Consider the following 13939-nt stretch of genomic DNA (forward strand, 5'->3'; position numbering starts at 1 on the left):
TTTAATTCCTCCCGGCAATGCGCTCCGCCGCAATCGCAAGCAATCGGTGAGCTATGTCCTCCTTAGACATCACCTGAAGCTCTTCCACCAACCCTTCACGGTCATAAATATGAACCGCATTGGTATCTGCTCCAAATCCGATACCCGGCCGGGCAACGTCATTGGCTACGATCAGATCACAGTTTTTCCGCTCCAGCTTCTCCCTTGCGTACATCTCTACAGAATGGGTTTCTGCGGCAAAACCAATTAGAAATTGATGACTCTTTTGCTTCCCTAGTGTTTCAAGAATATCTATATTTTTAACAAGCTCCAGCGATAGCGTATCGCCTTTCTTTTTGATTTTCTCCTCATGTACTTCCTTGGGACGGTAATCGGCAACTGCCGCAGCCTTAACGACGATATCAGCATGATCCCAGTGGCTCATGACCGCTTCGTACATATCCTGGGCAGACTGCACCCGTATCACTTCCACATTTGTTGGCGGCTGAACTTGTGTACTGCCCATAACGAGCGTAACCTCTGCCCCCAAATCACGTGCTGCTGCAGCGATGGCAAATCCCATTTTGCCGGAAGAGTCATTGGTAATATATCTGACAGGATCAATACGCTCAATCGTACCACCCGCCGTCACGACCACTTTTTTTCCTTTTAACAAGGCGGACTGTTGTTTCAAGCCTGGTTTGGCTGACTGCTGATCTTCAAAAAAACGTTCAACCACCTCGACAATCGTCTCCGGCTCTTCCAGTCGCCCTTTACCCACGTATCCACATGCAAGCTGTCCTTCACTTGGTTCAATCATCAGTGTTCCTCGCTCGAAAAGCAGACGCATATTGTGCTGGACAGCAGGATGATCATACATATGAACATTCATGGCAGGTGCGATCATTACCGGGGCAGTCGTTGCCAGCAGTGTGGTGGAGAGCATGTCATCGGCCATGCCATGTGCCATTTTGGCAATAACGTTGGCTGTTGCCGGGGCAACCAGAACCAGATCGGCCATATCGGCCAAATGAATATGTGATACAACTGATGGCTCACGCTCATCGAATGTATCACTGTAGACTACATTTCGGGTCAACGTTTGCAGCGTTAATTCGGTAATAAACTGTTTGGCAGATTCCGTCATAATGACGTGTACATCCGCCCCTTTTTGCACCAGTCTACTGCATAATGTAGCCGCCTTGTATGCGGCTATGCCGCCAGTCACGCCAAGTACGATTTTTTTACCGTTCAACATGGTTATTTCCCCCGATATATACGACGTATAAACGATGAATAGAGAAAAAAATAACAACCTCGCGGTTGTCAAATAAGTCCGGCTTGCGCCGTATGCAGTTGAAGAGCAGCCGCAGGCGGCTTACTCTTCTTCCTCTTCGTCCTGTCCTTTGATGACAACGAGATGATCACCATAAATTTCTTCGAGTGCAACGCCAACCTGTTTATGGGATCTCGCATTTCTCAGATCCGTTTTCTCGCCTTCACGAAGCTGTCTGGCCCGGCGGGAAGCAGCAACAACAAGAGAATACTTGCTGTCGACTTTGTTCATCATTTCATCAATAGAAGGATACAGCATGTTTACAAAACACCTCTTTGCATTAGTATAATCCCTTTGACCCGCCTTACAGAATGCAACCATTCAGTAGTTCACATGAACCGAACTTCATCTGACCATCTATAGATATATGTCAGCAGTTCTCCGAATAATTGCATCCTGCGGCCGTCAAAAAAATTATTTATTGATCTTACAATGTTCGGCGATAATAATGCTTTCTATTCGTTTGCACGCCAAATCAATCTCGTCATTAACGACAGCGTAATCGTACTGCTCCAGCAGACTAATCTCATCGACGGCTACGGACATCCGATGATCAATTGTTGCCTGACTCTCCGTACCGCGTCCCTGGATGCGATCTTTGAGCTCGTCCAATGAAGGAGGCAGCAAAAATACAAAAATCCCTTCCGGGAACTTCTCTTTCACTTTTAACGCGCCTTGAACTTCAATCTCAAGAATGATGTCGCGGCCTTCGTTAATGGTTTTCTCGACAAAGTCACGTGGTGTTCCGTAATAGTTACCTACATATTCTGCATGCTCCAGCAGCTGGTCTTCAGCAATCATGTTCAGGAATTCTTCATGACTTCTGAAGAAATAGTTCACACCATGCTCTTCACCCAGACGAGGCTGGCGAGTCGTTGCAGACACAGAATAGATCAACTCCGGTACACGTTTGCGCAAAGCGCTGCATACTGTCCCCTTCCCGACCCCAGATGGGCCGGACAACACTATCAGTAATCCTTTAGACATATTACACTCCATTTTATTCGTCGTTGTCATCATCTTTCGAAGAAAGACGATGGGCGACCGTCTCAGGCTGAACCGCCGACAGAATGACATGATCGCTATCCGTAATAATCACGGCACGAGTACGTCTTCCGTACGTTGCGTCTATCAGCATATGACGATCTCTTGCCTCTTGTATAATTCTCTTGATCGGCGCCGATTCCGGACTTACGATGGATATAATCCGGTTCGCCGATACGATGTTACCGAATCCAATGTTGATGAGTTTGATTGCCATAATCAGGTTCTTCCCCCTATACATGCGACTCTCTTGCCGAAATATGGCCGTTCATTCGATATTCGCCGCCTGCTCGCGAATTTTCTCCAGCTCCGCCTTCATCTCGACAACACGGTTCACCAGAGCCAAATGGTTGGCTTTTGATCCAATCGTATTGACTTCCCGATTCATCTCTTGAATAAGAAAGTCCAACTTGCGGCCTACCGGCTCTTCACTCTTCAGCAGTTCCCTGCTCTGTCCGAAGTGGCTGAGTAGACGCGTAAGTTCCTCCTCTATGTTAGAACGATCGGCAAACACAGCAATTTCCATACCCAATTTATGCTCGTCAAAAGGGAAAGAGCCTTCCTCCTGCATTTCCGTAAGCCTTTGTCTTAACTTGTTGCGGTAATCTGATACCACAGTAGGTGCAAGAGTAAGCATCTCGGTATGCAGCGACTCCAAACGACTAATCCGCCGTTCCAGATCACTGGCCAGATGAAGACCCTCACGCGCGCGCATTTGCTCCAGACTGGACAAGGCCTCTTCCAAGCTCTGCTGCAACACTCGCTCCCATTCGTCCTTCTCTTCCTCCGGAATTGAACTCGTCCCATCGGAATGAACCATGACATCCGGCAATGAAAGCATGTCCATAATGCTCGGTTTGCCCTGCATCCCAAAGCGGGATTCCAGCTGTTCTGCTGCCTGCAGATAGGCTCTGACTGCCTGCTCATTAAGCACGGCAGGAAGAGCCTGATCTTCATCTTTTTCTTTCATTACATAAACATCAATCCGCCCGCGCTTCAGCCGGCTCTGTACTCTTTTCCTCAATCCGTCTTCATAACATGTCCATTCTTTCGGCATGCGCATCATCACTTCACAGTAACGATGATTGACGGATTTAATCTCCAATTGTACCTTGTAGCCTCCAAAATGAAAGGCGGATTGACCGTATCCGGTCATACTGAATGACATCGGCATCACATCCGTTACACTATTGTAATTGATTATTAGGGTTGAAACAAGTAGGACATTGGTGCTCGGACTTCTCCCATACATATTGGGTCAGCTCGGCAGTCATGCCGTAGAACATAAACGGAGTCATCAGGTAGATCCCTTTGAAATGGGCTGTTGCCACATCCAATAGCTCTTTGGCAATCTTTACGCCCATAGCCCGTCCTTCTTCTCCTTCGAGACCAGCCATGCGAGAACGAACTTCATCCGACAGCTGAATGCCTGGAACTTCGTTGTGCAGGTATTCTGCATTTCGTCCACTTGCCAGCGGCATTACACCAACGAAAATAGGCACTTCCAAATGTTTGGTCGCCTCATGCATGGCTACGATCAATTGCGGGTCATAGACAGGCTGCGTCATAATGTAATCGGCACCGGAGGCAATCTTTTTCTCCAGTCTCTGAACCGCCTTATCCAGATGTTTCACATTCGGGTTAAACGCTGCTCCGATGACAAAACCAGCCTTCTGTTTAAGCGGTTTACCGGAGAAAGCTACACCGTCGTTCAATTGCTTGATCATACGTATAATTTCAAATGAAGTCAGATCGTATACGGAGCTGGATCCGGGAAGATCACCGAAACGTGCTGGATCACCTGTAACCGCAAGCACGTGGTTGATACCGAGAGCGTCAAAACCCATCATGTGTGACTGGGTCCCAATCAGATTTCGGTCACGGCAAGCAATATGTACAAGCGGACGTAAGCCCGTACGATCCTGAACGAGATGTCCCAGAGCCATATTACTCATGCGGGTTACCGCCAAAGAGTTGTCAGCCAGTGTCAGCGCATCCGCACCTGCGGCTTTCAGTGTTTCGGCACCTTTCATGAATTTGGCAATGTCCAGGTCACGAGGCGGGTCGAGTTCAACGATAACCGTGTGGCGCTGTTTGACCAGATCCACAATGGTCGGCTGTCCACCACGGCCGGACCGTTCATCCACATTTTCATGCAGTACGATACGCGGTTTTGCTTCTGTTGGGTCAGGCAGGACAATGGGTGCTGTAGTATATTCGGAAAGAGCCTGTGCGATTGCCCCAATATGATCAGGCGTTGTACCGCAGCATCCACCGATAATACGGGCGCCCAGATCGGCAAATTGCACCGCGGTCTGCCCGAAATATTCCGGTGTGGCACCATAACGGAACTGGCCATCGACATAGTCTGCCGCCCCAGCGTTAGGGTAAACAGACATCGGAACTCCGATTCGCCCGGATACGGTTTCCATGGCACGCATAATTCCGTTTGGACCGGAGCGGCAGTTAAACCCAATCACGTCCGCACCCTGCTCACGCATGATCCGGAACGCTTCCGGCATCGTGTATCCATCCAGCGTATGTCCAATATCCTCAACTGCAAACTGCCCAATCACCGGTAGATCACTCAGCTTGCGTGCCTGCAGCAGGGCGATATCCATCTCTTCGATATCATAGAAGGTTTCAAGCAGAATCCCGTCAACCCCTTCTTCAAACAGGGCAAAAATCTGCTGTTCGTAGAAACGCTTCAGTTCGCTTGTCGATACATTAGTCCGCTTGCCTCCACGAATGGAACCCACGGCCCCTAGAACGTATCCGTTTGAACCAGCGACTTCCTTGGCAATGCGTGCCCCCGCACGATTGACTTCCGTCACCTTCGATTCCAGTCCGAACTTGGATAATTTGTCATAGTTGGCAGAGTAAGTATTTGTCTCAAATATTTCAGTACCCGCCTCCAAATAACGACGATGCACATCTGCTACCACTTCAGGTGAGACCAAATTTAATTCTTCATATGAAATTCCAACCGGGAAACCCATTTGGTACAGATATGTTCCCATCGCCCCATCTCCAATGAGAACTCGTTCCTGCAAGACACTCCGCAAATCCGCCTTCATCCCTTTTCCCCCCGCCTAGCTGATCATTTCATACTAATGTAACACAAAAGCCGATCAATAACGTAGAAAAACACAGGATTTCCATGAAATTCAGTCAAAAAAAGAGGCCCGAAGGCCTCTTGGCTCAAACTGTCAACTTATGAGGTGAATCCCTTGAAAACAACCTCTGCCGGTCCGGTCATATACACATGATTGTCAGCTTCGTTCCACTCAATATGCAGGTCTCCGCCTTTGAGGCTAATAACTGCTGTACGATCCGTGTGTCCGTTCAATACTGAAGATACAAGCGTTGCACAAGCTCCGGTCCCACAAGCCAGGGTTGGACCCGCACCGCGTTCCCATACACGCATATCGACGAATCCGCGATCACGTACAGTGGCAAACTCAACATTGATCTTTTTCGGGAACATCGGATGAACTTCCAGCACAGGCCCCCAGGTCGAGAGATCAAAGTTCACTGCATCATCTACATAAATGACAGCGTGGGGATTTCCCATCGAAACTGCCGTGAATTTGAACTCCTGTCCGTTCGCTTCAATCGTATGATCAACCACAGGGTTGGCATCCACTGTTGTCGGAACCTTAAGCCCGTCCAAAATAGGCTCGCCCATATCTACACGAACGGTTGCCACCTTGCCGTCAAGTACATTAAGGGTTACCGGCTGCACACCAGCGCCGATGGTTTCAATGGTGATGTGCTCCGATGTCACATGACCATGGTCATAAACATACTTCGCTACACAGCGAATCGCGTTGCCGCATTGTTCCGCTTCCGAACCATCAGAGTTCATAATGCGCATCTGAAAATCCGCCTTCTCCGAAGGCAGTATATAAACGAGTCCATCCGCACCGATGCCGAAGAAACGGTTGCACCATTTCACAGCAAGCTCTGCTGCATCAGCCGGAAGCTGTTTTTCTCCAAATACAACGATAAAGTCGTTGCCAAGTCCGTGCATTTTTGTAAATTCCATATCCTTGCCCACTCCTTTTGGCAGTCTGCTGCCAAAGCGTTATTCTTGCCTGTTTACACAAAAAAGCTATCCTGCAAAATGTCGAAGGCTTTCGCCCCGAATCATTTTGAGGATAGCATAACGAAAACGATAAGGAAATGCTATTGATTTTATGCCGAAAACTTTGTACTTTTCGGTACGAAGCTTCCAGGACCCATCCGGCGACGGTTACGACGACCACCCCAGACACTGCCTGCTCCCATCAGGAACGTTGGGATACCTGCGGCCACAATGGAAATGGCCCATTCACGCATGCCGAGCGGTACAGTTTTGAAGATCGGCTGCAGCGGCTCCACGTACATCACAACCAGCATCAGCACGACGGACGAGATCACTGCAAGAACCAGGTATTTGTTCTGGAGCGGATTCCGGTGGAAAATGGAGCGCGAACTCCGGCAGTCAAATACATGAATAAGCTGAGCCAGAACAAGTGTCGCAAAAGCTACGGACTGTGCTTTGATAAGCTGACCCGGTTGATCCGGAGCTGCTTGAAGGGTAAGCCAAAACGCACCTAATGTACATAATCCGATCAATACACCGCGGCTGATGATTTTCCAGCCCAGTCTCCGGGCAAAAATGTTTTCCTTGGCGCCGCGTGGCTTGTGCTCCATCAGATCTTTCTCCGGCTGATCCACACCCAGTGCCATGGCCGGCAGGCCATCTGTCACGAGGTTCACCCATAGAATCTGGATGGGCACGAGCGGCAGCGGCAGTCCCATCATCATTGCGAAGAACATCGTCAAGATCTCGCCCACGTTGGAAGCAAGCAAGTATCGAATAAACTTCCGAATATTCTCATATATATTACGCCCTTCTTCAATCGCAGCTACAATAGTAGAAAAATTATCATCACTGAGAATTAAGGCTGATGCCTCTTTTGTCACATCCGTACCTGTAATTCCCATCGCAATTCCGATGTCCGCCGCTTTGATCGCTGGTGCGTCGTTGACACCGTCCCCTGTCATCGCTACGACATGGCCTTTGCGCTGCAGTGATTTTACAATCCGGAGCTTGTGCTCAGGGGACACCCGGGAGAAGACATAGATACCTTCCACCTGTTTATCCAGCTCATCGTCCGTCAATCCGGCCAGCTGCTGCCCGCTCAACGAACCTCCGCCCCGCGGAAGAATACCCAGCTGCTGGGCTATCGCCTCTGCAGTAGTCCCGTGGTCACCCGTAATCATGACCGTACGGATACCCGCTCTGCGGCAAGTTGCAATCGCATCTCTGACTTCTCTCCGAGGTGGATCAATCATGCCTGCAAGTCCAACGAACACAAGCTGATTTTCGGCAGCATGTTCATCATCTACTTTTTCCTCAGGGCGTACTTCACGATAAGCCATCCCCAAGACACGCAGGGCTGCTCCGGCCATCTTCTCGTTTGCAGCCATCACTTTCTGTCTCAACGTTCCGGTAAAGGGTACAACTTTGCCTTCCCATAAAATATAGCTGCATTGTCCAATCAACACATCAGGGGCACCCTTGGTGTAAACCATGCGGCCTCCCTGATGCTGGATGAGGACAGACATTCGTTTGCGGTCCGAATCGAACGGGAACTCCTGTTGACGAGCATATAGCTCTTTGAGGCCGGCAGGAGTAAGGCCCATTTTGGAAGCCAGAGTGACGAGCGCTCCTTCGGTTGGATCGCCTTTCAGCTCCCATACCACGCCATCCTCCTTGATTGCCTCCTTCTTGCCATCCTTACCCTTTTTCTTATTCCGCTCTTCCGAGAAACTTTCCACAATACTCGCATTGTTACATAACGCACTAATCTGAAGCAGTCTTCGCAATGTCTGGTCACTCTTCAGTTCCACCGTCCTGCCGTCTTCCAGCATCTGTCCTTCCGGTGCATACCCGTCCCCGGTGACTTGGATACTCCGACCTTCCAGCCACACATCGGTCACTGTCATCTTGTTCTGGGTTAATGTCCCCGTCTTGTCCGAGCAGATCACGGAGGCACAGCCAAGTGTCTCGACAGAAGGCAATTTTCGTACAATGGCTTTGCGCTTAATCATTCGCTGCACACCCAGTGCAAGTGCAATCGTGACGATCGCCGGCAAACCTTCAGGTATGGCAGCTACCGCCAGACTGACGCCAGCAAGGAACATCCCAATTGCCGGTTGTCCATGCAAAATACCAGCCACAACGACCATCACGGTAAGCCCCAGTGCAACAAAAATAAGTATTTTGCCCAATTGCTCCAAACGATGCTGAAGCGGTGTCTCCTGTTCCTCGGTATTTTGGATAAGATCGGCGATTTTACCCATCTCGGTATCCATGCCTGTCCGAATGACAACGCCCTTGGCCGTCCCGCGAGTAACCATGGTGCCCATAAATCCAATGTTTTTCTGATCGCCGAGCGGTACGGCATCGTCTGCAATGGGGTTGCAATGCTTGCTAACAGGGACTGATTCTCCAGTGAGTGCCGATTCCTCCACATCCAGACTGTTCGTTTCCAGCCATCTTACATCCGCCGGGATGCGATCTCCACTCTCGACAAGGATGATATCCCCAGGCACCAGCTGTTTGGCAGCAAGCTGCACTTCCTGACCGGCCCGAAGAACTTTGGCAAGAGGTGCGGACAGCTGCTTCAATGCGCGGAGAGAACGCTCAGCCCGAAATTCCTGTACGAAGCCCAGAATGGCATTTAACACAATAATCGCCACAATGGTAACGGCATCCAAATATTCTCCGAGCAATCCGGAGACCAGTGTCGCCCCCATCAAAACGAGCACCATGAAGTCCTTAAATTGGTTAAGCAGCAGTGTAATTGGGGATATACGTTTTCCTTCACTCAGCTCATTTGAACCGGCGACCTTCCTCTTCTGCGCAACAGCTTCATCTGTCAATCCTTCCTCCAGACTGACGTCAAGCGTGCTGCGAAGCTCTTCTACGCTTAGTTGATGCCACTTGGTCTGTTCCATGCTTCAAGGTTCCCCTCCCAGTCTATATTTCCTGTAAAAGACGCTCATACAGCTGCTCGTGATCGCTAACAGGCTGCTGTATGTCACGCCGGACAAACTACCTGCTCTATATGTATTCGGACAGGACCCCAATTAGCACCCGGATGGTGAATCCTTTCCCTGATGGACAGAATAGGCTAAAATAAAGGTCTGCGGTCATAACGCAGTAGAAGCCGAGTTATCTTATGCAAGAAGGCAAGTGACGAACGAACTGCAACCGGTTCTGATTTTTACATATTCCAGTTGTGTGTTTCAGTTATAGATAGAGAGGAAGTTGAAAAATATGGCATTGGACGGCATTGTTACACGAGCCATCGTACACGAACTGCAGGGCTGCAAAGGCGGCCGCATTAGCAAAATTCATCAGCCAAACGGCCATGATGTCGTACTGACTCTTCGTGCACAACGCGGGAACAGCAAATTGCTGATATCGGCCAGTCCGACGTATCCCCGTGTGCATTTTACGGAGAAGACATTCTTAAACCCTACAGAAGCACCGATGTTCTGCATGCTGCTGCGCAAGCACTGCGAGGGAGCCATCATAGAGGAGATTCGTCAGATCGGCATGGAACGGATCATCCACATCGATGTTCGTCAACGCGACGAACTCGGTGACGTATCCGTAAAACGAATCATCATTGAGCTCATGGGGCGGCACAGCAATATCGTATTGCTCGACCCGGTCACAGGAACGATTCTGGACGGTATACATCACGTTACCCCTTCCATCAGTAGCTACCGGGTCATCATGCCTGGCTTTTCGTATACAGCTCCGCCAGAACAGCACAAAGTCAATCCGCTGGAAGTGAACAGCGCTGAATTCATCAAGGGTTACTCTGAAACGGAAGAAGAGGCTGCCCGCTGGCTTGTGAACTCATTCAGTGGCCTGAGTCCGCTGATCGCAGGAGAGATTGCTGCTCGTGCATCCGATACAGACAATGGAGATGCATCAGCCGAGGCGAACGCCCTCTGGAATGCCTTTGATTCTGTGATGGGACCTGTGAGAGACAATAACTACACCCCTATCACAGGACTGAATGCCAAAGGGAAAATGATCTTCTCTGCTGTCCGTCTTCAAAGTATTCAGGATGCGGAGAAGACCTACGACACGATGAGCAAATGCATGGAGGATTATTACGGGGATAAAGCCGAGCGGGATACGGTAAAACAAAAGGTAAGTGATCTGCTGCGTTTTCTGCAAAATGAACGAAGCAAAAATGTCAAAAAACTCGACAACCTGAACAAGGATCTGCTCGAAGCCGATGACGCGGAAAAATACAGATTATGGGGCGAATTGTTATTTGCTTCCCTTCACCAGATTAGCAAGGGAGACAAAAGCGTGGAGCTTGTAAACTTCTATGATGAAGATCAGGCAACCATTACCATCGCACTGGATCCCCTGCTTACACCATCGGACAATGCGCAGCGTTACTTCAAGCGGTACAACAAATATAAGAACAGTCTGGCGGTCATTCATGAGCAGCTCGGCAAAACCAAGGACGAGATCGTCTACCTGGACAACCTGCTGCAGCAGCTGTCCATCGCTTCCATGAACGATATTGAGGAGATCCGTGAAGAACTGGTTCAGCAGGGATATCTTCGCGACCGCAACAAAAAAGGCAAGAAGAAAAAGAAAAACGACCGTCCAACCGTACATCAGTTTACCTCGACTGAGGGAATTGATATTCTGGTGGGCAAAAACAACTTGCAAAATGAATATGTCACTAACCGTCTGGCGTCGGCCAATGATACATGGCTGCATACCAAAGACATCCCCGGTTCACACGTTGTCATTCGCAGCACGGACTTCGGGGAAGCTACGCTGGAGGAAGCAGCACAGCTCGCAGCTTATTTCAGTCAGGCCAAGGAATCAAGCAGTGTTCCTGTGGACTATACCTTTATTCGTCACGTACGGAAACCAAGCGGGGCCAAGCCCGGTTTCGTCATCTACGATCATCAAAAAACACTGTTTGTGACGCCGAATGAAGAGTTGGTCAAAAGCTTGCCATCCACCATCAAAAACGGATAGGCGGCAGGTGCCACCACAAACAAAATGACACAAAAAAGGCCCAGAACAGAGAATATCGTGTTCTGGGCCTTTTCAATTTGGGTTATAATTGGCGGTTTGCTGCTGTCCGCAATTGTTCAAGCACATCCAATGCTACCGTCTTGCTCCCCAAATCCCCGTGAAAAACAACTCCCTGTCTCACACCGTGGTAATCTGAGCCACCTGTCACAATTAAATCGAATTCACGTGCCAATGCGGCATACCTGTGTTCCTCTTCAGGCCCATGGTCGGAATGAAATACTTCAATTCCGTCCGGACGGGACTGCTTAATGATCCGGCGAACTAGTTCATCATCTCCATAGAGACCCGGATGTGCAATAACTGCGGCTCCCCCTGCCTCTCTAATCCACTGACAGGCATCTTCGGGAGCGACACGTGGTACCGATACGAAGCCCGGCTTACCTTCGGCCAGATATCGATCAAAGGCATCCCTCATATCGACAGCATAGCCTTTGCTGACCAGGACATCGGCCATGTGCGGTCTGCCAATGCTCTCATCCGGCTCAAGAGGACGTCCCAGCCCCTCAATAACTTCCTCCCAGCTGATATCAAGACCAAGCTCCTGCAGTTTGGCAATAATGCGATGATTTCGTTCCTCACGTGCATCACGAAGTCCATGCAGCCGCTCCAGAAAGAGTTCATCCGTTATATTCATATAATAACCCAGCACATGAATGTCTTTGCCTCCTGCGCGGGTACTGATCTCAACGCCGGCTACAACCTCGATACCACATTCCAGGCCTGTCTGCTGTGCCTCTGCCACACCTGCTACCGTATCATGATCCGTAATTGCAACGCCTGACAGTCCCTTTTGTTTGGCCAGCCTTACATTTTCGGCAGGTGACTGCATGCCGTCCGAAGCCTGACTATGCGTATGGAGATCACAGCGTCCGTTAGGTTGATCCATTAACAACATCTCCTTGCTACATGGTTGTGTTCACGATTACTTACTTCCTTTATCCATCATTTCTTCCGCTCCAGTGTGCTCCTGCTGTCTCAGGTAGTTCAAGAATGCTACTGCGGATAGAGGGAGCAGGGATGACTTCAAATGAATGGCATAGAATTGTCGTTTAAATGCAAGTCCGCGGATATCAACAATATGCACGAGACCAAGTGCTAATTCATGCTGAACGGATGAAGGAGACAGCATGGTAATACCCACTCCAGCTTCAACCGCCGATTTTACTGCACCCGTACTTCCAAGCTCCATCACAACATTCATGTCCTGCGGGTCAATGTTTTTCTTTTGCAGTTGGTCTTCCATGACCTGTCTTGTACCAGAGCCCTTCTCCCGCAGTACAAACGGATAAGCCATAACCTCTTCCAGCTCCACTTCCCCGCGATCGGCGAGCGCGTGACCTGCCGGAACAATCAGCTTCAATTCGTCCTGCATTACCGGTTCCACAATCATGTCGGGATGATGGATTGGGGCTTCAATCAGGCCAAAGTTCAACTGGTGTTTCAAAATATCGTCCATAATTTGCGTTGTATTCATCACTTTCATTACGATCGAGATATCGGGATATTGCCTTGCAAAGGGACCAAGCATCCTCGGTAAAACATATTCGCCAATGGTCAAACTGGCACCGAGCTGTAATCTTCCCTGAAGCATCTGCGTGAAGGCCGACATGGCTTCATCGGTCTGCCTGACCAGTTCCACGCTCCGCTTGGCATGGGGCAGCAGGGTTCGTCCGGCTTCGGATAATTCTATCTTCTTGGTTGAACGGTGCAGCAGCTTGGTGCCAAAATAGTCCTCCAGTGATTGAATCTGCATCGTCACCGCAGGCTGAGTCATATGTAAGGCTTGCGCAGCTGCTGAAAAACTACCCTTTTCCGCCACGGTGTAAAAAATATGCAACTGATGAAAATTCATATCTTCGCCCCTCTTCTGTACACTTACCTCATTGTAGCCGATTTCTTGAATTCCAACAAAAAAAGCATGCAGCTTGTCTGCATGCGATGTAGCTTGAATATATCATGGCTAAAAATCTTAAATGTTTCTTCTGAATTACCTATGCTTCCGACTGTTCTTCACCAGAGTCATTCGTCTGGAATGCCTCAACCAGGAATAATATGATTTCAGGTCACGAAGCTCAATGGTCTCTGACATTCGCCCCAAAAAGGTAACTACAATCATCTTGTGAAGAGGATTGCCGGCGATGTCATATTCACCTTCAAGCTCGGAAAATTCCGCAACCACTACCACATCCTCGTCGATGAGGTAGACGTCCTGCTCATTACGGTAGTATGGCGTAATACGGTCCTGCTTCAGACACTCCCATAACCAAGCCGCAATATGGTCATCATCATTACGCGTGGGCTCAATACGGTCTGCATACCGCATTTTGGCATGATGGGTAATGACGATGTCAGCCACTTTTTTGTCTCCAAGAGCTACGAAAAACGGCTCGTAGGTGCTCCAACGTTGCATCACCTTATCACGCATGGGAATCACTCTCCAC

Annotated in this window: 12 protein-coding genes; 1 reads left to right on the top strand and 11 read right to left on the bottom strand. The window is 49.4% G+C overall.

The window, feature by feature from the left end:
* Nucleotide 1 precedes the first annotated feature (1 nt).
* From coaBC to MHB82_RS20890, 8 genes are all read right to left on the bottom strand, one after another.
* Complete coding sequence (gene coaBC / locus MHB82_RS20855) at nt 2-1237, bottom strand: bifunctional phosphopantothenoylcysteine decarboxylase/phosphopantothenate--cysteine ligase CoaBC (protein ID WP_341175733.1); 1236 nt, start codon at nt 1235-1237, stop codon at nt 2-4.
* 120 nt (nt 1238-1357) lie between these two features.
* A complete protein-coding gene (gene rpoZ, locus MHB82_RS20860; RefSeq protein WP_095290265.1) occupies nt 1358-1573 on the bottom strand; it encodes a DNA-directed RNA polymerase subunit omega in 216 nt (71 codons plus the stop codon).
* Between the two features lie 156 nt (nt 1574-1729).
* On the bottom strand, nt 1730-2302 hold the full coding sequence (gmk, locus tag MHB82_RS20865; RefSeq protein WP_090901057.1) for a guanylate kinase: 573 nt from the start codon (nt 2300-2302) through the stop codon (nt 1730-1732).
* Between the two features lie 13 nt (nt 2303-2315).
* Complete coding sequence (gene remA / locus MHB82_RS20870) at nt 2316-2576, bottom strand: extracellular matrix/biofilm regulator RemA (protein WP_006209218.1); 261 nt, start codon at nt 2574-2576, stop codon at nt 2316-2318.
* Nucleotides 2577-2627: 51 nt separating this feature from the next.
* Nucleotides 2628-3527, bottom strand: a complete 900-nt coding sequence (locus MHB82_RS20875; protein WP_095359353.1) for a YicC/YloC family endoribonuclease — start codon at nt 3525-3527, stop codon at nt 2628-2630.
* Between the two features lie 19 nt (nt 3528-3546).
* On the bottom strand, nt 3547-5436 hold the full coding sequence (locus tag MHB82_RS20880; RefSeq protein WP_341175734.1) for a bifunctional homocysteine S-methyltransferase/methylenetetrahydrofolate reductase: 1890 nt from the start codon (nt 5434-5436) through the stop codon (nt 3547-3549).
* A 137-nt stretch (nt 5437-5573) separates the two neighbouring features.
* Nucleotides 5574-6407 carry a diaminopimelate epimerase gene (gene dapF, locus MHB82_RS20885; protein ID WP_095359355.1) on the bottom strand — a complete coding sequence of 278 codons (834 nt, stop codon included), beginning with the start codon at nt 6405-6407 and terminating at the stop codon, nt 5574-5576.
* Nucleotides 6408-6556: 149 nt separating this feature from the next.
* A complete protein-coding gene (locus MHB82_RS20890; protein WP_095359356.1) occupies nt 6557-9370 on the bottom strand; it encodes a calcium-translocating P-type ATPase, SERCA-type in 2814 nt (937 codons plus the stop codon).
* 322 nt (nt 9371-9692) lie between these two features.
* Here MHB82_RS20890 and MHB82_RS20895 point away from each other — a divergent pair, with 322 nt between their 5' ends.
* Nucleotides 9693-11438: an Rqc2 family fibronectin-binding protein gene (locus MHB82_RS20895; protein WP_341175735.1), complete on the top strand. Its 1746-nt coding sequence runs from the start codon at nt 9693-9695 to the stop codon at nt 11436-11438.
* An 82-nt stretch (nt 11439-11520) separates the two neighbouring features.
* Here MHB82_RS20895 and MHB82_RS20900 read toward each other — a convergent pair whose 3' ends face one another.
* From MHB82_RS20900 to MHB82_RS20910, 3 genes are all read right to left on the bottom strand, one after another.
* Complete coding sequence (locus tag MHB82_RS20900) at nt 11521-12384, bottom strand: PHP domain-containing protein (RefSeq protein ID WP_341175736.1); 864 nt, start codon at nt 12382-12384, stop codon at nt 11521-11523.
* A gap of 36 nt (nt 12385-12420) precedes the next feature.
* Nucleotides 12421-13350 carry a selenium metabolism-associated LysR family transcriptional regulator gene (locus MHB82_RS20905; protein ID WP_341175737.1) on the bottom strand — a complete coding sequence of 310 codons (930 nt, stop codon included), beginning with the start codon at nt 13348-13350 and terminating at the stop codon, nt 12421-12423.
* A 135-nt stretch (nt 13351-13485) separates the two neighbouring features.
* A complete protein-coding gene (locus MHB82_RS20910; RefSeq protein WP_095290252.1) occupies nt 13486-13923 on the bottom strand; it encodes a hypothetical protein in 438 nt (145 codons plus the stop codon).
* Nucleotides 13924-13939 lie beyond the last annotated feature (16 nt).

Origin of the sequence: Paenibacillus sp. FSL K6-2862 (genome assembly GCF_038005125.1) — a bacterium.
Taxonomy (GTDB): domain Bacteria; phylum Bacillota; class Bacilli; order Paenibacillales; family Paenibacillaceae; genus Paenibacillus; species Paenibacillus illinoisensis_A.

Excerpts from the sequence above, each read along its gene's own strand:
- coaBC (WP_341175733.1), bottom strand. The coding sequence starts at position 1,237 with ATGTTGAACGGTAAAAAAATCGTACTTGGCGTGACTGGCGGCATAGCC.
- rpoZ (WP_095290265.1), bottom strand. The coding sequence starts at position 1,573 with ATGCTGTATCCTTCTATTGATGAAATGATGAACAAAGTCGACAGCAAG.
- gmk (WP_090901057.1), bottom strand. The coding sequence starts at position 2,302 with ATGTCTAAAGGATTACTGATAGTGTTGTCCGGCCCATCTGGGGTCGGG.
- remA (WP_006209218.1), bottom strand. The coding sequence starts at position 2,576 with ATGGCAATCAAACTCATCAACATTGGATTCGGTAACATCGTATCGGCG.
- MHB82_RS20875 (WP_095359353.1), bottom strand. The coding sequence starts at position 3,527 with ATGTCATTCAGTATGACCGGATACGGTCAATCCGCCTTTCATTTTGGA.
- MHB82_RS20880 (WP_341175734.1), bottom strand. The coding sequence starts at position 5,436 with ATGAAGGCGGATTTGCGGAGTGTCTTGCAGGAACGAGTTCTCATTGGA.
- dapF (WP_095359355.1), bottom strand. The coding sequence starts at position 6,407 with ATGGAATTTACAAAAATGCACGGACTTGGCAACGACTTTATCGTTGTA.
- MHB82_RS20890 (WP_095359356.1), bottom strand. The coding sequence starts at position 9,370 with ATGGAACAGACCAAGTGGCATCAACTAAGCGTAGAAGAGCTTCGCAGC.
- MHB82_RS20895 (WP_341175735.1), top strand. The coding sequence starts at position 9,693 with ATGGCATTGGACGGCATTGTTACACGAGCCATCGTACACGAACTGCAG.
- MHB82_RS20900 (WP_341175736.1), bottom strand. The coding sequence starts at position 12,384 with ATGGATCAACCTAACGGACGCTGTGATCTCCATACGCATAGTCAGGCT.
- MHB82_RS20905 (WP_341175737.1), bottom strand. The coding sequence starts at position 13,350 with ATGAATTTTCATCAGTTGCATATTTTTTACACCGTGGCGGAAAAGGGT.
- MHB82_RS20910 (WP_095290252.1), bottom strand. The coding sequence starts at position 13,923 with ATGCGTGATAAGGTGATGCAACGTTGGAGCACCTACGAGCCGTTTTTC.